The 17573-nt window shown below is 72.7% G+C and carries 18 protein-coding genes and 1 pseudogene; 13 read left to right on the top strand and 6 right to left on the bottom strand.

The window, feature by feature from the left end:
* Positions 1–6: 6 nt before the first annotated feature.
* The gene (locus FB157_RS20255) at positions 7–465 is read left to right on the top strand and encodes a Crp/Fnr family transcriptional regulator (RefSeq protein ID WP_145881667.1); all 459 of its coding nucleotides are present in this window, start codon (positions 7–9) and stop codon (positions 463–465) included.
* Positions 466–615: 150 nt separating this feature from the next.
* The gene (locus tag FB157_RS48515) at positions 616–753 is read left to right on the top strand and encodes a BON domain-containing protein (RefSeq protein WP_392283071.1); all 138 of its coding nucleotides are present in this window, start codon (positions 616–618) and stop codon (positions 751–753) included.
* Positions 754–824: 71 nt separating this feature from the next.
* On the opposite strand, the gene FB157_RS20245 is transcribed toward FB157_RS48515, so the two are convergent.
* The 3 genes from FB157_RS20245 to FB157_RS20235 form a co-directional block, all read right to left on the bottom strand.
* Complete coding sequence (locus FB157_RS20245; protein WP_145881665.1) at positions 825–1418, bottom strand: hypothetical protein; 594 nt, start codon at positions 1416–1418, stop codon at positions 825–827.
* 33 nt (positions 1419–1451) lie between these two features.
* Positions 1452–2153, bottom strand: a complete 702-nt coding sequence (locus tag FB157_RS20240; protein WP_145881765.1) for a CBS domain-containing protein — start codon at positions 2151–2153, stop codon at positions 1452–1454.
* A 130-nt stretch (positions 2154–2283) separates the two neighbouring features.
* Positions 2284–4002, bottom strand: coding sequence for a GAF domain-containing protein (locus FB157_RS20235; RefSeq protein ID WP_145881663.1), 1719 nt, complete (start codon positions 4000–4002; stop codon positions 2284–2286).
* Between the two features lie 264 nt (positions 4003–4266).
* Between FB157_RS20235 and ppdK the strand changes: the two genes are divergently transcribed.
* The 3 genes from ppdK (at position 4267) to FB157_RS20220 (ending at position 9126) form a co-directional block, all read left to right on the top strand.
* Entirely contained in the window at positions 4267–7044 is a 2778-nt protein-coding gene (gene ppdK, locus FB157_RS20230; protein WP_145881661.1) for a pyruvate, phosphate dikinase, read from the top strand.
* Positions 7034–7489: a pyridoxamine 5'-phosphate oxidase family protein gene (locus FB157_RS20225; protein ID WP_145881660.1), complete on the top strand. Its 456-nt coding sequence runs from the start codon at positions 7034–7036 to the stop codon at positions 7487–7489. Before ppdK ends, FB157_RS20225 begins: the two co-directional genes overlap by 11 nt.
* 452 nt (positions 7490–7941) lie before the next feature.
* Positions 7942–9126, top strand: a complete 1185-nt coding sequence (locus FB157_RS20220; protein ID WP_186581584.1) for a site-2 protease family protein — start codon at positions 7942–7944, stop codon at positions 9124–9126.
* A gap of 296 nt (positions 9127–9422) precedes the next feature.
* Here FB157_RS20220 and FB157_RS20210 read toward each other — a convergent pair whose 3' ends face one another.
* Positions 9423–10295, bottom strand: coding sequence for a universal stress protein (locus FB157_RS20210; RefSeq protein ID WP_145881658.1), 873 nt, complete (start codon positions 10293–10295; stop codon positions 9423–9425).
* Between the two features lie 101 nt (positions 10296–10396).
* On the bottom strand, positions 10397–11296 hold the full coding sequence (locus FB157_RS20205) for a universal stress protein (RefSeq protein WP_145881657.1): 900 nt from the start codon (positions 11294–11296) through the stop codon (positions 10397–10399).
* Positions 11297–11583: 287 nt separating this feature from the next.
* Between FB157_RS20205 and FB157_RS20200 the strand changes: the two genes are divergently transcribed.
* Both FB157_RS20200 and FB157_RS48510 read left to right on the top strand, forming a co-directional pair.
* Positions 11584–12258, top strand: a complete 675-nt coding sequence (locus tag FB157_RS20200) for a CBS domain-containing protein (protein ID WP_145881655.1) — start codon at positions 11584–11586, stop codon at positions 12256–12258.
* A gap of 8 nt (positions 12259–12266) precedes the next feature.
* Positions 12267–12391: pseudogene (locus tag FB157_RS48510) on the top strand (LuxR C-terminal-related transcriptional regulator); the annotation flags it as partial.
* Positions 12392–12408: 17 nt separating this feature from the next.
* On the opposite strand, the gene FB157_RS20190 reads toward FB157_RS48510, so the two are convergent.
* On the bottom strand, positions 12409–13056 hold the full coding sequence (locus FB157_RS20190; RefSeq protein WP_261386384.1) for a CBS domain-containing protein: 648 nt from the start codon (positions 13054–13056) through the stop codon (positions 12409–12411).
* A gap of 405 nt (positions 13057–13461) precedes the next feature.
* Between FB157_RS20190 and FB157_RS20185 the strand changes: the two genes are divergently transcribed.
* The 6 genes from FB157_RS20185 to FB157_RS20160 are packed head-to-tail and all read left to right on the top strand — an operon-like array spanning position 13462 to position 17390.
* Positions 13462–13899 (top strand): hypothetical protein, encoded by a 438-nt coding sequence (locus FB157_RS20185; RefSeq protein WP_261386383.1) that lies wholly within the window; start codon positions 13462–13464, stop codon positions 13897–13899.
* On the top strand, positions 13896–14825 hold the full coding sequence (locus FB157_RS20180; protein WP_145881651.1) for a V-type ATPase subunit: 930 nt from the start codon (positions 13896–13898) through the stop codon (positions 14823–14825). The genes FB157_RS20185 and FB157_RS20180 overlap by 4 nt, the downstream gene beginning before the upstream one ends.
* Positions 14812–16236, top strand: coding sequence for a V-type ATPase 116kDa subunit family protein (locus FB157_RS20175; RefSeq protein WP_145881649.1), 1425 nt, complete (start codon positions 14812–14814; stop codon positions 16234–16236). The genes FB157_RS20180 and FB157_RS20175 overlap by 14 nt, the downstream gene beginning before the upstream one ends.
* 4 nt (positions 16237–16240) lie before the next feature.
* Positions 16241–16654, top strand: coding sequence for an ATP synthase subunit C (locus FB157_RS20170; RefSeq protein ID WP_145881647.1), 414 nt, complete (start codon positions 16241–16243; stop codon positions 16652–16654).
* Positions 16655–16656: 2 nt separating this feature from the next.
* Entirely contained in the window at positions 16657–16881 is a 225-nt protein-coding gene (locus FB157_RS20165; RefSeq protein ID WP_261386387.1) for a V-type ATP synthase subunit F, read from the top strand.
* Positions 16881–17390: a hypothetical protein gene (locus FB157_RS20160; RefSeq protein WP_145881643.1), complete on the top strand. Its 510-nt coding sequence runs from the start codon at positions 16881–16883 to the stop codon at positions 17388–17390. The genes FB157_RS20165 and FB157_RS20160 overlap by 1 nt, the downstream gene beginning before the upstream one ends.
* Positions 17391–17573: the final 183 nt, after the last annotated feature.

Raw genomic sequence — 17573 nt, 5'->3', positions numbered from 1 at the left:
GGTGCGATGACCTCCGCCACCACCATGAACGCGGCGCTCCCCGCCGAGTACCGCGAACGGCTGATGCGCCTCGCCCGCGAGGTCTCCTTCGAGGCCGGGAGCCGCCTGTTCGAGGAGGGTCGGCACGCCGACCGCTTCTGGATCGTCCGAACCGGCACGGTCGCCCTCGACCTGAACGTGCCCGGCCGCCGCCCCGCCGTCATCGAGTCGGTGGGTCACGGCGAACTGGTCGGCTGGTCCTGGCACTTCCCGCCGTACTCCTGGCACCTGGGCGCCGAGGCAATGAGCCCGGTGCGGGCCTGGGAGTTCGACGCCGAGGCGGTCCGGGCGATGTGCGCCACCGACGCCGACTTCGGCCGGGCGATCGCCGTCTGGGTCGGGCAGGTGGTCGCCCAGCGGCTGCACGCCTCCCGGATCCGGCTGCTCGACCTCTACGCGCCCTACGGCAGCGGGGGCCTGACATGACCTCCGGGCCTGGCCGGCGTTCCGAGGAGAAGAGCATGCCCGGCGGTCCGCACCGGGTGAGTGACGTGATGACGCGCGCCGTCGTGGCGGTGGGCCGCAAGGCTCCGTTCAAGGACATCGTCGAGCACATGGAGCAGTGGCAGGTCAGCGCTGGTTGTCGACGGTGTCGCGACAATGACCGGGCGGGTCCGGGACGCCGCCCGGATCCCGCTCGCCGCCCGCCTGGCGCGGGGCGTCGAGGGCGTGGTGGGCGTGGACTGCCGACTCACCGCGGTCGGCGAGGAGTGAGACTGCGGGGGGCGCCAGACACCGCGCATGCGGCCGTCGGCGACGAGCCGACGGCCGCACCCGCTCGGTGTTCAACCTCTGCCTCCGCTCAGGTTCCCCCACTGGGGTCCGATCTGCTTCCACTCCGCGTCCCATTCGGCCAACCGCCGCCGGATGAGCCGGGTGCGGACCACCCATCCGGCGGCCCAGACCGCGGCGCCGGCCGGTGGGGCGACGAGGGCACCGGTCATGGCCGCCTGCAGCGTCGCCGCGGCACCGGTGACGGGTGCGGACACCACCCGGTCCGTTCGGTCGGTCCACACGGTGACCCGGGTGCCCGCCGGAGCGCCCGGGAAGGCCTTGGCCTGGCCGGTGTGCACCGAGCCATCCGAGTCTGTCCAGCGCACGGCGGCCCACACCCGCCCGTGGTCGTATCCGCCGGTGGTGTCTGAGGTCCTCGCCGCGTCGTCGGTGAGTACGGCTGACACGGCGTGCACTCGGGCCGCCCGCGCCGAGAAACCGGATTCGACGGCCTGTGCCGCCACCACGCCCGTCAGAACTCCGGCGAGAACCGCGACCGTCCAGGTGACGAGCACGATCCAGGCCTCGACGACATCGCTGTGCCGCCGCAGCGGGTTCCGTCGCCAGCGCCACAGCCTCGCCGTGGGGCGCTTCCGTGCCATCATCGCCGCCTCCTGTCCCGTGCCGACGGCTCTGCCTCACGACGTGGGGGCCCGACTGGGGTCCGGAAGGTCGGGGTCGAGGTCCGGGTGGCGGCGTGGGCCGGTCAGCGCACATCGCACGTCGACCACGCCGGCTACGGCCCGGGCAAGCCGGGTGGCCAGCGGAATCAGGACGGTTGAGTGAACCCGGCCGGCGAGAGTGACGACACCGTCGTGCACCTCGACCCGGAGCGCTCGGGGGTGCGTGCCGAAGAGCCGTACGACGACCTCGCGCCGCACCTCCTCGGCGATGTCCTTGTCGTCCCGCAGGAAGACCTTGAGCAGGTCGGAGCGGCTGACAATGCCCTTCAGAGTTCCCCCCCGGCCGACGACCGGCAGCCGTTTGACCCGGTTGCGCGCCATGATGCGGGCAGCGTGGGCGAGGCTGGCATCGGGCGCCACGGTGACGGCGGGGGCGTTCATCAGCTCGCCTGCGGTCACCGCGTCCGCTTTGCGGACCTCGTTGAGGTCACACATCTGCCCATGTCGCACGACGTCTCCGTCGCTGTACTCCTCTTTGGGCAGCAGATCGGCCTCGGAGACGACGCCGGCGACGTGCTCGGCGTCGTCCAGCACCGGAAGGGCGCTGACCCGCCACTCGCGCATGACCTTCACGATGTCCTTGTAGGCCGCGCCGGTGCGCAAGGCGACGACCCGGTGGGTCATCACGTCGTTGACGACGGTCGGAGTGCCGTTCATGGCGTCCTCCATGGGCTCGGCTGCCGCCATCGGACACCTTCAGGCTGCGGCCTCGGGCCGTCCCAGTCATGGGCCGAGTGGGCCCGACAGGCTACCCCCGACGGCCCCCCCCACCCCGCCGAGAGAACGCCTACTTCGCGGGCAGCGGGACGTGCCACTCCAGCGTGGCACCCCCGCTGTCGGGACTGGTCACCTCCAGCAGCCCGCCGAGCTGTTCCGCTCGCTCAGCCATGTTCCGCAGCCCGCTGCGGCGGCCGTCGGCCGGGATGCCCACACCGTCGTCCGAGATCTTCAGGCGTACCTCGCGGCCGTCGGTCGTCAGTCCCACGTCGGCCCGGCCGGCGTGCGCGTGCCGCGCGATGTTGGCCAGTGCCTCGGAGAGCACGGCCACGACATGGTCGGCGATCTCGCGCGGCACATCGGTGTCGAGCAGGCCCTCCATGCGCACGCCGGGCGCGACGCCCAGGACCGGCGCGGCCTCGCCTACCACCCTGACGACCCTGGCCCGCAGCCCGGTGCCGGTGGCGTCCTGGCGGGTCCGCAGGCCGAAGATCGCCGACCTGATGATCTTGATGGTCTCGTCCAGGTCGTCCACGGCTCGCAGCACCCGCTCGGAGGCCTCCGGGTGCTCGATGAAGCGGCCGGCGCTCTGCAGCGTCATCCCGGTGGCGAACAGCCGCTGGATGGCGAGGTCGTGCAGGTCCCGGGCGATCCGGTCGCGGTCCTGGAGGACCGCGATCTGCTGGGCGTCCTGGCGGCGCTCGGCCAGTTCCATCGCGATCGCCGCCTGCGCGGCGAAGCCCAGCAGCATCTCGGTCTCCTTGCCGGAGTACACCGGCCGGCCGGCCTCGCGGGCCAGCAGCACCACCCCTCGCACGCCGCCCTCGCCGGTGCCGATGGGGACGGCCACGGCGGGTCCGAGCCCGTGGAAGCGCGGGGGTTCGGGAGAGACCCGGTCGTCGTGGGTGACGTCGTCGCTGGTGACCGGGGCGGCAGCGGAGAACGCCAGTCCCATCAGGGTTTCGTCCAGTGGCAGCACCAGTCCCCGGTGCGCTTCCGCGTCCACTCCGACGGCGATCTCCACGCTGAGCGACCGGCTGCCCCCCAGAGGCATCGCGACCGCGGCCAGGGCCGAGCCGGAGATCTCCCGGGCGCGTTCGGCGATCAGGTCCAGGGCCTCGGCGCGATCACTGCCGGACATCAGGCTGTGGGTGATCTCCGCGTTCGCCCTCAACCAGCGCTCACGCAGTCGGGAGTCCGCGTACAAGCGGGCGTTGTCGATGGCGACGCCGGCGGCCACGGCCAGCGTGGCCAGCACCGACTCGTCCTCCTCGTCGAACTGCAGTCCGCCGCGCTTCTCGGTCAGGTACAGATTGCCGAAGACCTGGTCGCGCACGCGGATCGGCAAGCCCAGGAAACTGTTCATCGGCGGGTGATGGGCCGGGAAGCCGTACGAGGCCGGATGCTGGGACAGCTTCTCCAGACGCAGAGGTTCCGGGTTGCGAATCAGCTCGCCGAGAATTCCGTGACCCTCGGGAAGTGAACCGATCGCGGCGATCTGCTGCTCGGTGACACCGACAGTGTGGAACGCCGACAGGGTCCTGCCATCGGGTCCGATGACGCCGAGGGCCGCGTATTCGGCGTCCACCAGGGTCGCGGCCGCCTCCACGATGGAGCGCAGGGCCTGCTCCAGGTCCAGTTCCCGGCCGACGGAGAGAATCGCCCCCAGCAAGCTGTGCACACGGTCACGGGTCCCTCGGGCAGCGTCGATCCTGGCCTGGAGCTCCTCCAGCAGTTCGTCAAGCTTCAGCTGTGGCAGCAATTCGCGGAGCTGCTCCGGGGTTCCCACCGTGCTCCTCCCGGTCCCTCGGCTCCTCCCGGGCCCTCGGCGTGCGGGCGCCCGGCACCGGAGGCTCGTCTCCACGGTATCCCTGTCCCGCGGGGGACGACATGCCGAAGCGGCAACCGGCCACCCCGCCCAAACGGCCCGGTGCCCTCGACCGGGCGCGGGGGCCGATCGGCCCCGTCGTGGGGACCGTGGGCACCTCCCCGACGGTGCGGTCCCGGCCGACGCTGGAACCGTATGCAGACCGCACAGCCGAGGAGCGCCGCGATGGTCCGTTACGTGTACGACTTCCGGGACGGTAACCGTGACCTGGCCGACCTGCTCGGCGGCAAGGGCAGCAACCTCGCCGAGATGACCCGGCTGGGCCTCCCGGTGCCGTCGGGGTTCACCGTCACCACCGAGGCCTGCCGCTCCTTCCTCGCCACCGGCGAGGAGCCGGAGGGTCTGTCGGCGGAGGTCTCCCGGCACCTGTCGGCGCTGGAGACCGTCACTGGGCGGCGGCTGGGGCAGCCGGACGATCCGCTGTTGCTGTCCGTCCGCTCCGGGGCCCGCTTCTCCATGCCCGGCATGATGGAGACAGTCCTCGACATCGGCCTGAACGACGCCTCCGTGCTCGGCCTCGCCAAGGCCTCCGGCAACGAGCGCTTCGCCTGGGACTCCTACCGTCGACTCGTCCAGATGTACGGCAGCACGGTCATGGGCGTCGACCCGGCCCTGTTCGACGAGGCCATGACCCTGATGAAGGAGGCTCGCGAGGCCCCCGACGACCTCCATCTCGACGCCTCCGACCTGGCCTGGCTGGTGGAGACGTACAAGCGCCTCATCCGCGACGAGACGGGCCGCGACTTCCCACAGTCCCCGGCCCTGCAACTGCAGCAGGCGATCCTCGCCGTGTTCCGGTCCTGGAACGCCGAGCGCGCACGCCTCTACCGGCGGCGTGAGCACATCCCGGACGACCTGGGCACCGCGGTCACCGTGCAGCGCATGGTGTTCGGCAACCTCGGCCCCGACTCCGGCAGCGGCGTCGCCTTCACCCGCGACCCGGCCACGGGCCGCCCTGGCCTGTACGGCGACTACCTGCCGAACGCGCAGGGAGAGGACGTCGTCGCCGGCATCCGCGACACCCTGCCCCTCACCGAACTCGAGCGGCTGGACCCGCGCTCCTACCGTCAGCTCCGCAACCACGCACAGACGCTGGAGCGGCACTATCGCGACCTGTGCGACATCGAGTTCACCATCGAGCGCGGCACCCTGTGGATGCTGCAGACCCGGGTCGGCAAACGTACGGCCGAGGCCGCCTTCGCCATCGCCGCGGAACTGGTCGAGGAGGGACTCGTCACTGCCGACGAGGGCCTGAACCGCGTGCACGGTGCACAGCTCGCCCGGCTGATGTTCCCCCGCTTCGACACCGACCAGGCCGGCACGCCGATCGCCCATGGCGTGGCCGCCTCCCCGGGAGCGGCGGCCGGTGCGGCCGTGTTCGACTCCGCGGCGGCGGTACGGCGTGCCGCCGCCGGCGAGCAGGTGGTGCTGGTGCGCGAGGAGACCACGCCCGACGACCTGCCCGGCATGGTCGCCGCGCAGGCGGTGTTGACCAGCAGGGGCGGCAAGACCAGCCACGCGGCCGTAGTCGCCCGTGGGATGGGCCGGGTCTGTGTGTGCGGCGCGCAGGACATCATCGTCAACAGCGACGCGCGGCGCTTCACCGCCCGGGACGGCACGGTCGTCGAGGAGGGAACCGTCATCTCGGTGGACGGCTCCACCGGCGCCGTGTACGCGGGCGCGGTCCCGCTCGTCGCCTCGGCGACGATGCGTTATCTCGAGTCCGGTGAGCAGGCGGACAGCGTGGTCGCCGCCGTGGCCCGCGCCCTGCAACACGCCGACGTGGTGAGGCGGTTGGAGGTCCGGGCCAACGCGGACACGCCGGCGGACGCGGCCCGCGCCCGACGGTTCGGCGCGCAGGGCATCGGGCTCTGCCGCACCGAGCACATGTTCCTCGGCGAGCGGCGCAAGCTGGTCGAGGAGATGATCCTCGCCCGTACGGAAGCCGAGCGCGACAAGGCTCTGGCGGCCCTTCTTCCGCTCCAGCGACAGGACTTCACACGCATTCTCGAGGCGATGGACGGCCTGCCCGTCACCATCCGGCTCCTCGACCCACCGTTGCACGAGTTCCTGCCCGACCGTACCGGGCTGGCCGTACGCGTCGGCGCTGCCGAAGCCGCGGGCCGCCCAGCGGACGCGCACGACGTGGAGTTGCTCGACGCGGTGAACCGGATGCACGAGGAAAACCCGATGCTCGGCCTACGCGGGGTGCGGCTCGGACTGGTCGTGCCGGGGCTGGTCGCCATGCAGGTGCGAGCGGTCGCCGAGGCGGTGGTCGAGCGGACGCGCGCCGGGGGTTCGCCCCAGGCGGAGATCATGGTGCCGCTCGTCGGGGCGGTCGAGGAACTGCGGCTCGCCCGCGAGGAGGTGGCACGGGTGCTGGCCGACGTCGGCGAGGAGACCGGCGTACGGGTCCGCTGCCCCGTCGGCACGATGATCGAGCTGCCCAGGGCCGCGCTCACGGCGGGCCGGATCGCCGAGGAGGCGGAGTTCTTCTCCTTCGGCACCAACGACCTCACCCAGACCACTTGGGGCTTCTCCCGCGACGACGTCGAGGCGGCCTTCTTCTCCGCCTACCTCGACAAGGGCGTCTTCGCCTCGTCACCGTTCGAGACGCTCGACCGCGACGGCGTGGGCCGGCTGGTCCGGATCGCCGTCGAGGAGGGCCGCGCCGCCCGGCCGGACCTGGAGACAGGCGTCTGCGGCGAGCACGGCGGTGACCCGGAGTCGATCCACTTCTTCCACACCGTCGATCTGAACTACGTTTCCTGCTCGCCGTTCAGGGTCCCGGTGGCACGTCTCGAGGCCGGCCGGGCCGCTCTCGGCGGGATCGACAACGGTGACAGCCGGTTAACGGCGCCGGGGCGTCAGGCCCCTGAGGGAGGACCGAACGACACTGCAAAAAAGCCAGGCACCCACGAAGAAGCCAGCCATGATCCGTGACAACGAGCCGCCACATCGCCGCATCGAGCTAGACCGTGCCGAAGCGCTGCGGCTGCTGGGCAGCGTGTCCCTGGGGAGAGTCGTCTTCACCCGGCAGGCCTTGCCCACCGTCCGCCCGGTCAACCACGTCCTGGACGGCGGCGACATCATCATCCGCACCCATGAGGGCGCGGCCCTGACCTCTCAGGCACAACAGGACGCCGGCATCGGTGTGGTGGTCGCCTACGAGGCCGACGCCATCGATCCGGACACGCGTCTCGGCTGGAGCGTGGTGGTCACGGGTTACGCGCATGTGGTGACCGACGATGAGGAACTGACCCGTATCCGGGGGCTGCTGGAGCCATGGGCGGCCCAGCCGGGCGTGGACCACGCGGTGCGTATCCATCCCGACCTGGTGACAGGGGTTCTTCTGGCCGCAAGGCCCGACTGGTCGACGGACGGCTGATTTCGCCGACTGCGCGGGACCACGAAGGAGGCGGCGCGCGTACGGCCGTACGCGCGCCGCATTTCAGAGCGGGAGCGGCTCATTCTCATCTGGCGCAAGCAGGATCCCCCGCGATCAGGCAGCAGCCCGGTAGGCGCTTCGCCCCGGCGAGCAGGCGGAGCCCGGCTCAGCCGGACCGCCACCAGCTGACACCTTTCCCGGGCGGACCCACGCGGGAGCGTTCGTTGAGCGGCGCGTGGATGGAAAGGCTGACCAGCTACTCGCGGCACGCATGCGTGCTCGCCGCTTCGGGGCCGACCGTCCCCGACGAGAGCCGACCGGCCCCTCCAGCCAGGACGCCTGCCGCCGCACGCTGAAGGTGCCCGGGGCGAATCACGCACAGCCGCATGGTTCGCAGCCGGGGCCGGGAAGCGGGTCCTGCGCGGCGAAAGCAGGAGGGTGAGGCGAGGTTCATGGACGAGACACTGCCCCTCGGCCGGATCGCCGGAGTGCGGGTCGGCCTGCACTGGAGCGTCCTGGTCATCGTCGCCCTGGTCACTGTCGCGCTGGCGCACGGCCGCTTCCCCGCCGCCCACCCGGGTCACTCCGCCATCGCGTACTGGGCTCTCGCCGTCGTGACCGCTGTCGTGTTCCTCGTCTCGCTGCTCGCGCACGAGCTGGCGCACGCCGTTGTCGCCCGCCGCAACGGCGTCCAGGTGGAGGGCATCACCCTGTGGATGCTGGGCGGCGCCGCCCGGCTGCGCGGCGAGGCCCCGTCGCCGGCCGCCGAGTTGCGGATCGCCGGCGTGGGTCCGCTCACGAGTCTGCTGGCCGGTGCCGTGCTGGCCGGTGCAGCCGTCGGGCTGGAGGCGCTGCACGCGTCCGGGTTGGTGGTCGAGGCAGTCGCCTGGCTGGCCGCGATCAACGTCCTGCTGGCCGTGTTCAACGCGCTTCCCGCCGCCCCGCTGGACGGAGGACGGCTGCTGCGGGCGTACCTGTGGCACCGCACCGGTGACCGATTGAAGGCCACCCGGGGCGCTTCGGCGGCGGGCCGGGCACTGGGCTGGTTCATGGTGCTGACCGGATTCACGGACGTGCTGTTCACCGGAGACCTGTCCGGCCTGTGGCCCACACTGATCGGCTGGTTCCTGATCACCGCGGCCACCGCGGAGGCCCGGCAAGCGCAGATCCGCGGCGTACTGGACGGCGTCCCGGTCCGGCGGGTCATGACGCCCGACCCGGTCACCGTCCCGGCGACGGCGAGCCTCACCGACTTCCTGGCCGAGGGCCCCTTCGGCCCCTACCGGCACTCGGCGTTCCCGGTCCTGGCGGCGGACGGTTCGGTCTCCGGCCTGATCACCGTGCGGCGCTTGGACGCGACACCACCGCAAGCGCGTGCGCACACGACGGTCCGCGACGTGATGCGCCCGCTCGGCGAGGTCGTGACAGCCACTCCGGAGGAGCCCGTGCTCGACCTGCTTCCCCGCCTGGAGGAAAGCCCCGTACGCCGTGCCCTGGTGCTCGACAACGGCCGTCTCGTCGGCATCCTCACCATCGCCGACATCACCCGCGCCCTGGCCTGGCCGACCGCCGCCGTACATCCCGGCCCCACTGGCGCCGGCATCATCCCGAGCCTTCGAAGGAGAAGTGATGACTGACACGATCCTGCCCACAGCCCCGCCCGTCCCACTGCCACCCGGTCGCGTGGAGGTGCGCCCCCTCGGGAACCAGGCATTCACGGTGACGATGCGGGGCCACGCCCTCGTCACCGATCAGCCCCTCGATGCGGGTGGTGGCGACATCGGTCCCACGCCCGTCGAACTGTTCGTCGTCTCACTCGCCGCGTGCGTCGCCCACTACGCGGGCGGAGTGTCAGGAGCGCCGCGGCTGCCGGACCCCCGATGCTCAGGGCTCCGGATGTCGTCTTCGGTTGTCGGAAGGATTGCCGGTGTTGTCAGGAAAGTTCGGGTACCACGGCCACCGGGCACGCCGCGTGGTGCAGTACGCCGTGGGCGACCCGGCCGAGCTGGAGTCCGAAGTGGCCGGGGCGGCGCCGGGCGCCGACGACCAGCAGGTCGGCCTCGTGGGAGGCGGCCAGCAGGGCGTCGCGGGCATGGCTCTCGACGGTGCGGCGGTGCACTTCGAGGTCGGCCGGTGCGTCGCGGAGGGCCTCCTCCAACGCCTCGACGGCAAGCTGCTGGAAGAGGTGCGCCGGCTCCCCCACGAGCTGGGGGTGGCCGGTGGTCGCGTGTGCGGGGCGTCGCCAGGCCCGTACGGCTTCCAAGGGGACTCCGCGCAGCACGGCTTCCTCGGTGGCGAACCGTACGGCGGCCGAGCCCGTCGGCTTCTCGCCGACGCCGAGGACGATACGGCCTCGGGTCCCGGAGCGGGCCTGGTTGTCGTGGCTGCCGCGCAGCACGATCACCGGGCAGTGCGCGTGCCCGGCGACCGTCAGGCTGACGGAACCGAGGAGCGCCTCGGCGATCCCGCTGCGGCCCCGGCACCCCAGGATCACCGCGAGCGCGCTGCGGCTCTCTCGTACGAGTCCGTACTCCGGCTCCTCGGGCAGCACGTCGGTGGTGACCTTCACCCCGGGTTGGCGGTGCTGGGCTCGGTGTCGCGCGGTGCCCACGACGTCCTGGGCCATCACCTCCTCCAACGGCTTGCCGAGTTCCTGGGCGAGCAGGGCGCCTTCGTACCGTTCCCAGAGCGAGGCGTACACCAGCCGGAGCGGCGCCCCACGGAGGGCGGCCTCGTCGGCCGCCCAGTCCACGGCCCGCAGGCTCGGTTCGGAGCCGTCGACGCCTACGACGACCGGAAGGTCCATCGTGATCACCGTCCCGTGCCGAGGTCGAAGGGCTCCTTGACGACCAGGGGCTCGCCGAGCAGCCGCGCGGCTACTGCCTTCATGGGTTCTCCTCGGGTGAGTCAGTCGTGCGCGACCACGGCAACGGGCGCGACCACGTGGTGCAGAACGGCGTGTGTGACATGGCCGATGTGGGCACCGAGAGGGCGGGTGCGGATACGCCGGCCGACGACGGCCAGGGAAGCGTCACTGGAGGCGTTGACGAGGACCTCCGCGGCACTGCCACAACGGCTCGCCTCGATCACCTCGACGTTCGGGTACTTCTGCCGCCAGGGACGCAGCGCCTCGGTCAGGACGGTGGCCTGCCGGCGCTCGAGCGAGTCGTAGAGTTCGGCGTCACCGGAGAAGCGGTAGAAGGAGGTGGGCGGCTCGGGCCAGCCGTGCACGACTCTCAGGGAGGCGTCCCGGCGCACGGCGGCGTCGAAGGCGAACTCCAGGAGCGTCTCGTCCGGGTGGTCGGTGTCGAGGCCGACGACCACGGGCCGGAAGGCGGTCGCGGCCGACGGGACACCCGCGGGGTCCGTCCTGTGCTCGTCGGCTGCCTGTTCTCCGGCCCGGACCAGTACCACCGGACGTGCGGCGTGGGCGATGACGGCCAGGCTGACCGAGCCCATCACGAACCCGCCGACCCCGCCGAAGCCGCGTGAGCCGAGCACCAGCAGCTCTGCGGCGTCCGCCGCCTCCGCCAAGGCCTCGGCCGGCTTGCCGGTGACCCGATCGGTGATCACCTCGACACCTGGGTGGCGCAACCGGAGGCCCTCCGCCGACTCACGTGGGATCCTCTCGGTCCAGTCCTCATCGGTCTCGCTGCCGGGCAGTGCTTCCCGGGCCCCGGGCACGCGCTCAAAGACATGCAGGAGCTTCAGCGGCAGGGAGCGCAGGCTTGCTTCACGGGCCGCCCATTCGGCGGCGGCCCGACTTTCCGGTGAGCCGTCGAGACCTACGGTGATGGTGCGGGTCATGGTCTCCACCTCTCAGGGCGAGGGATCCGATTCCAGAGTGGGGACACAGCCGCCGCGGGGTCAGGGGCCGCAGGTCCCTATGCGGGTCCGATCGGCCCTGGTGGCCGGGGCGCCCTGACGACGCCGCCCGTGGTGAATGCCGGAGCTCACCGTCATGGGGCGGAACGGCCCTCTCGGCGAAGCCCAACCGAACGGCCCGCCCGAGGGGCCAGGTAGCCCCTGGCCACCCTTCCCGCACCGGCACAGGCTGGTAACGGCAGGACGCACGCAGACCTCACGGAGTCATCATGTACGGCACCCGGCACATCGTCAGCGATGTCATGACCCACACGGTCGCCGCCGTCGGCCGGCGGGCCCCCTTCAAGGAGATCGTGCAGATGATGCAGGACTGGCGGGTCAGCGCCCTGCCGGTGATCGAGGGCGAGGGCCGGGTGGTCGGCGTGGTCTCCGAGGCCGACCTGCTGCCCAAGGAGGAGCTCCGGGACAACCCCGATGCGCACTATCTCCAACTGCGTCAGCCGGTCGACGTGGCGAAGGCCGGAGCGGCCACCGCGGCCGGTCTGATGTCCTCCCCCGCCCTCACCGTACGGGCGAACGCGACCCTGGCCGAGGCCGCACGGATCATGGCACGGGGCGGGGTCAAACGGCTGCCCGTCGTCGACGAGATCGGGCTGCTGGAGGGAGTCGTCAGCCGTGCCGACCTGCTCAAGGTCTTCCTGCGTGACGACGAGGACATCGCCGAGGAGGTCCGGCGCGAGATCGTGTCCCATCTCTTCCCTCCGCCGGCCTCGGCCATCCAGGTGGAGGTGCACGACGGAGTTGCCACACTGACGGGCCGCGTCCGTGACACCGCGCTGGTCCCCGTGGCCGCGCGCCTGGTGCGGTCCGTCGAAGGGGTGGTCGACGTGCAGTTCGACCTCACGCACAACGACCACGGAGTCAGTGGGGCCGGTCGGCCCTAGTTGTATTGCAGACCGTCAAGAACCACATCTCGCGGCTGCCGGCGCCAAGCTGGGCGTGCAGCGCCGGGTCCAGGCGGCGGTCCTCGCGTCCCACCTGGAGCCTCACGACTCCGAGAAGCACTCGGACCGCTGAGGGTGCGGTACCGGGGGTCAGGCGGCGGTGAGGAGGTTCTTCACCTCGACCACGTCGGCGATCTCCGCGACCTCGGCCACCAGCCGGGCCCCGGTCGCCGACGGCACCCTCCCCGCCAGTTCGACGGTGCCGTCGTGCACGGTCACCTCGACGGCCTTCAGTTCGCCCGGCGAGCAGACGGCCCGGATCCTGTCCTCGACCTCCGCCTGTATCCCGGCGTCGTCCCTGATCAGGGCCTGGAGCAGCGCGTCGCGGCCCACGACGCCGACGAGCCGGCCCTCGCGGTCGGTGACCGGGATCCGCTTCAGGCGGGACAGCGCGGCAAGCCAGGCGGCCTCGGCGACCGTCGCGCCCGGCAACACCGTGATCGCGGGGCTGGTCATCAGATCGGCCGCCGTCTCGCCCCGGGCCTTGCCGTACAAGCGCCGTTCCCGCAGCCTGCCGACACGCCCGGGACGGTGGCCGGAGGCTTCGAACGCGACCTTCGCCAGCAGATCCGACTCCGAGACGACTCCCACCACGCGGTCCTCCGCGTCCACGACGGGGACGGCACCGACCTGCTCGCGCGCGAGCAGGCGGGCGATCTCCCGGTACGGCAGGTCGTCCCGCAGCGAGGCGGCGGGCACGTCCATCACGTCCCGCACCAGCGGCAATCCGGCGTGCACTGAGCCAGGCTGTCGCGAGGACGGTGCGGCCTGCGGTGCCTGTCCCGAGGAGGTATCGCTCACCGGTGCCGACGGCGGCTGCTCTCTCATCTCCGCTTGTTGGGTCGCGGCGACGGCCACGGCGCCCAGGTAGCGCACCAGCCTGTCCTGCCGCGCGGTCTCGCCAGGGCTCCAGGGTCGGGAGGGCAGGGATCGTCGGGCGTCTGCCCCCGTGGAGAAGTTCTGGTGGTGGTTCACGGCGGCCTCCGGACTCTGTCGGGTTGCCTACCGTTCCAGTCTTCCGCTCTGAGACTCTCCGCCTAGAGCCGAACGGCCCTGGTGGGACGGCGTGACGGCCCTATCCGGTGCGCGGCGGGACGGAGACGGTGAAACTGAAGGGGCAGCCGACCGGCAGGAGGCTGGCTGATGAGCCTGCGCGACTTCCTGGAGCGGTTCCGGCCGACCGGTACGCCAGGAGCGGCCGCCGTCGGCGTGCCCGCCGACCGGGCAGCGGAGCGTGCCGCCGAACTGGAGCCCGCCCTCGGACGACTGGCGGCCGTTCAGCAGGAGGCCGCCCGCATCCGGGCCGCCGCGGACGAGGCGGCCGAGACGATCAGGCAGGACGCCTCACGCGAGGCGGCGAGCATCGTGGCGGCTGCCCGGGAGCAGGCTCTCGAAGTACGACGTAAGGCCGCGGTACCTGGCCTGCAAGACGCACTCCGGGAGGCGGACGCCGTCCGCGCCGCCGGTGACCGGGACGCTGAGGCGGTTCGGGAGCGGGCCCAGAAGTGCATGCCCGATCTGGTGGAACGCGTGGTGGCCGACGCCCTGCGCCTGGCGACCGGGGCGGGCGCGGCGCCATGAGCGCGGAATGGGTGGCCGGAGCGGTCCGGGCACGGGCCCTGGCCCGCCGGTACCCGGGTGCCGCCGGAGCGCGGGAGATCGCGGCATGCGCCACCCTCGACGAGGCCCTGCAGCGACTGGTCGCGACGCCGTACGTGAAGTACGCGCGAGCGACAGCCGGACTGAGCGAGGCCCAGCGGGCGGTGTCCGCCACGCTGCTGTGGCACCTGAGAGTGCTGGCGGGCTGGCTGCCTCGGGGCGGGGCCCGCCTGCTTGTTGCGCTCGCCTCGGGGTTCGAGGTTGCCAACGTGGCCGCCCGGCTGTCCGCGCCGCACGGTCGGGGCTCAGGCGTCCCGGAGCCATACCGGCTGGGGGCGCTGGAGACCGCTTGGCGGCGCCTGGACGAGGCCGGGACTCCGGCGGAGATGCGCGCCGCGCTCGCCGCCTCCCCATGGGGCGATCCGGGCGGCGACACACCATGGGCCCTGGTCACCGGCATGCGGATGGCTGCCGCACGGCGCACCGCCGTCGCGGTACCGCAGGCCCGCGAGTGGGCCGTCGGACGCGCCGCCCTGCTGACGGCACGTGAACTGTTCGTACACGGCCGCTCCCAACCGGAGCCGGTGCGGCGCGACGCGGCCCGGCTCCTCGGGGCGCGCGCGCCGGCTGCCGCCTCGTACCAGGAGTTCCGCGAATGCCTGCCGTCTCCGGCCCGTCGGCTCCTGGCGGATGTCGAGGAACCGGACGGACTGTGGCGGGCGGAGACGCACTGGTGGCGATCGGTCCGGGAGGACGGCGCCGCCCTGCTGCACGACGGCCGGTACGGACCCCGCGTGGTCGTCGGCGCGGTCGCGGTGCTGTCCGTCGACGCCTGGAGGGTACGGGCGGCCCTGGAGTCGGCCGCCCGGGGCGGGCGGCTCGGGGAGGTGTTCGATGCCCTGGCCTGAGGCGATGACGCCGGTCCGGATGTGCCGTGTGGCGGTGGTCGTGCCGCGGGCGGCGCTGCGGGACGCGCTGGTGCGGATCGCCCAGGCGGGCTGTGTGGAACTGGACCGCGTCGAGGAGACGGCTCCGGGTCCTGCGGCACTGCGGCTGCGGCGCGTTCAGGGGCGCGGCGAGCCCGCCGGGCCTCGGACCCGTGGCACGGCCGTCCTGGCCGTCGCCGCCCCCGATCTGGACCGGCTCGAAAAGCAGCAGGACGTGAGCCTTTTGGCGGGCGAGGCCCAGCTGGAGGAGCGTGCGGAGGGCGCCGTACGACAAGGGGAGGTGGCGGCGCTCGCCGGGTGGTGCCCGGCGACGGAGGTGCCCCGCGTCGCGGAACGGCTGGCAGCGGCGGGCGGCGCGCTGATGCCGTTGCCGTTCCCGCGCGGCACCGATCCTCCGACGCTGCTGCGGCCCGCCGGAGCAATCTCGTTCTCGCCGCTGGTGACGACATACGGCACACCGCCGTACACGGACCTGGACCCGTCGTGGCCGGCGGGCCTCGCGTACATCGCGATGTTCGGGATCATGTTCGGTGACGTCGGCCATGGGGCACTGCTGCTCCTCGGAGCGCTGGCGCTGCGCCTCGGACGGCCCCGGCGGCTTGCCCCGCTGCGCCGGCTGTGGCCGTTCCTCGCGGGCGCCGGGCTGGCCGCCGTGCTCGCGGGCGCCGCCTACGGGGAGTTCTTTGGGCCGACGGGCCTGCTGCCGGTGCTGTGGCTGGCCCCGCTGGACGCCCCCGCCCGCCTGCTGGCCGCCGCGGTGGTCTTCGGGGCGGGACTGCTGGCGCTCGCGCATGCCGCCGGCGCCGTCAACCGTGTGCGGGAGAGCGGCTGGGTCACGGGGTTGTACGCGGCGTCCGGCTGTGCCGGGTTGCTGTTCTATCTGGGGCTCGCGCTGGCCGCCGCCGGCCTGGTTCTGCGCGTGTCCCCTCCCGCGGTGGCCGGGGCGGTGCTCGCGGTCGCCGGGCTGTCGCTGGTGGCGCTCGGCCTGTTTCGCGCCACAGCGGGAGGCGGCGCAGGACTCGCCGAGACAGTGGTGCGGCTTTTCGACGTCGTCGTGCGCACGGGCACCAACACCCTGTCATTCGCACGGCTCGCGGCCTTCGGCCTCACCCACGCAGCCCTCGCCGACCTGGTGTGGCGCGGTACGACGGGCCTGGCCGGACGCGGCGCGGCCTGGGTGGTCGGCGCCGTGGTGCTGTTCGCCGTGGGGACGGCCCTCTCGTTCGGCCTGGAGGCCCTGGTGGCCGGGGTGCAGGCCTTGCGGCTGGAGTTCTACGAGCTCTTCTCCCGGCTCTTCGAGACAGAGGGCCGTCCCTTCCGTCCCTGGCACGTTCCTCCGGCGGAACCCGCCGACGCACTCCTACGAAGGTGATCCCATGCTCACCTGGCTGATCGTCCTGCCGGTCCTCGTGGCGGTGCTCGGTGCCGTACGGCTGATGCGGCAGCGCCGGACCAGACACGCGTTCCGCTGGCTCCTGGCGACGAACCTCGCCCTGTTGGCGGGCGCCTGCGTCGTCCTGGCCACGGCACTCGCGGGGCCCGCCCAGGCCTCGGCCCAGGCCGCGGCCGCAGGCGGCGTCAACGGCTCCGCCCTGATCGGGGCCGCCATCGCGGTGGCGGGGGCCTCGATCGGGGCCGCCATCGCGGTCGCCTACACGGGCGCCGCCGCGCTCGCCGCGCTGAGCGAACGCCCGGAGATGTTCGGCCGGGCGATGGTGATCGTCGGCCTGGCGGAGGGCATCGCCGTGTACGGGCTGGTGGTCGCGATCCTGCTGATCGGCAAGGCATGACCATGGGGACCGTGGCCGCGATCGGCGCGTGGACCAGCGTGAGCGGGCTGGCGCTTGCCGGGGTCGACGTGCTGGTCGCGGAGGACCCGGAAGCCGTCCGCCAGGCCTGGCAAGGCCTCCCCGGCACCGTCGGCCTCGTGATCCTGACGGCTTCGGCCGCTCAGGCACTCGGAACCGCGGTCGCGGAGCCGGAGCCCTCCCGGCCGCTGACGGTGGTGATGCCCTGATGACGGCATCCGTGGACGCGCTGGACCCCGTACGCGCCGAACTGCTGCGAGCGGCCCGGGCAGAGGCCGAGGCCGTCCTGGACCGTGCGCGGGCCGACGCCGACGAGACGCTTCGCCTCGCGCGCGGCACCGCGGAACGGGTGCTGGCAGAGGCCCGGGACCTCGGCGCCGCGGACGGGCGCACCGCAGCGGCCCGGGAGCGGGTCCGCGCGGTCGAGAACGCTTGGAGCGTGGAACTCGCCGCCCGTGCCGAGGTCTACGCGGACCTACAGGTCAAGGTCCGTGCGGGTGTGCGGAAGGCACTGGCTGAAGGGGCTGTCCCGACGGAGCGGCTTTCGGAGACGGCGCGGGCCCTGCTGGGGGCCGACGCGCGGGTGTCCGCCGCACCGGGCGGCGGTGTGACCGCCGACGTGCCCGGCCGCCACGTCGACCTGTCCGCGGACACTCTCGCCGACCGCGCCCTGGAACGAATGGGCACCCAGGTCGAGAGCCTCTGGGGTCAGCCGTGACCGGCCCCCGGGGCGCCGCGCCCGACCCTCCCGGCAGCGGGACCCCCAGGGGCAGCGCGGTCGCACCCGACACCCGGACAACCGACCAGCCCAACGCCTCGCCCCGCCCACCGGACACGGCCGCGTCCGACACCTCGGCAACCGCCCGACCGGACCGCACGCCCGTCGCAACGCCCCCGGCCA

Source organism: Streptomyces sp. BK340, from assembly GCF_007827595.1.
Lineage (GTDB): Bacteria > Actinomycetota > Actinomycetes > Streptomycetales > Streptomycetaceae > Streptomyces.
This window is presented reverse-complemented; position numbering and strand designations above follow the sequence as displayed.

What these genes read in the sequence shown, in the direction of transcription:
- FB157_RS20160 (WP_145881643.1), top strand. Translation starts at nt 16,881, where the DNA reads ATGACGGCATCCGTGGACGCGCTGGACCCCGTACGCGCCGAACTGCTG.
- FB157_RS20225 (WP_145881660.1), top strand. Translation starts at nt 7,034, where the DNA reads ATGATCCGTGACAACGAGCCGCCACATCGCCGCATCGAGCTAGACCGT.
- ppdK (WP_145881661.1), top strand. Translation starts at nt 4,267, where the DNA reads ATGGTCCGTTACGTGTACGACTTCCGGGACGGTAACCGTGACCTGGCC.
- FB157_RS20200 (WP_145881655.1), top strand. Translation starts at nt 11,584, where the DNA reads ATGTACGGCACCCGGCACATCGTCAGCGATGTCATGACCCACACGGTC.
- FB157_RS20175 (WP_145881649.1), top strand. Translation starts at nt 14,812, where the DNA reads ATGCCCTGGCCTGAGGCGATGACGCCGGTCCGGATGTGCCGTGTGGCG.
- FB157_RS20245 (WP_145881665.1), bottom strand. Translation starts at nt 1,418, where the DNA reads ATGATGGCACGGAAGCGCCCCACGGCGAGGCTGTGGCGCTGGCGACGG.
- FB157_RS20165 (WP_261386387.1), top strand. Translation starts at nt 16,657, where the DNA reads ATGGGGACCGTGGCCGCGATCGGCGCGTGGACCAGCGTGAGCGGGCTG.
- FB157_RS20180 (WP_145881651.1), top strand. Translation starts at nt 13,896, where the DNA reads ATGAGCGCGGAATGGGTGGCCGGAGCGGTCCGGGCACGGGCCCTGGCC.
- FB157_RS20255 (WP_145881667.1), top strand. Translation starts at nt 7, where the DNA reads ATGACCTCCGCCACCACCATGAACGCGGCGCTCCCCGCCGAGTACCGC.
- FB157_RS20210 (WP_145881658.1), bottom strand. Translation starts at nt 10,295, where the DNA reads ATGGACCTTCCGGTCGTCGTAGGCGTCGACGGCTCCGAACCGAGCCTG.
- FB157_RS20205 (WP_145881657.1), bottom strand. Translation starts at nt 11,296, where the DNA reads ATGACCCGCACCATCACCGTAGGTCTCGACGGCTCACCGGAAAGTCGG.
- FB157_RS20220 (WP_186581584.1), top strand. Translation starts at nt 7,942, where the DNA reads ATGGACGAGACACTGCCCCTCGGCCGGATCGCCGGAGTGCGGGTCGGC.
- FB157_RS20170 (WP_145881647.1), top strand. Translation starts at nt 16,241, where the DNA reads ATGCTCACCTGGCTGATCGTCCTGCCGGTCCTCGTGGCGGTGCTCGGT.
- FB157_RS20185 (WP_261386383.1), top strand. Translation starts at nt 13,462, where the DNA reads ATGAGCCTGCGCGACTTCCTGGAGCGGTTCCGGCCGACCGGTACGCCA.
- FB157_RS20240 (WP_145881765.1), bottom strand. Translation starts at nt 2,153, where the DNA reads ATGAACGGCACTCCGACCGTCGTCAACGACGTGATGACCCACCGGGTC.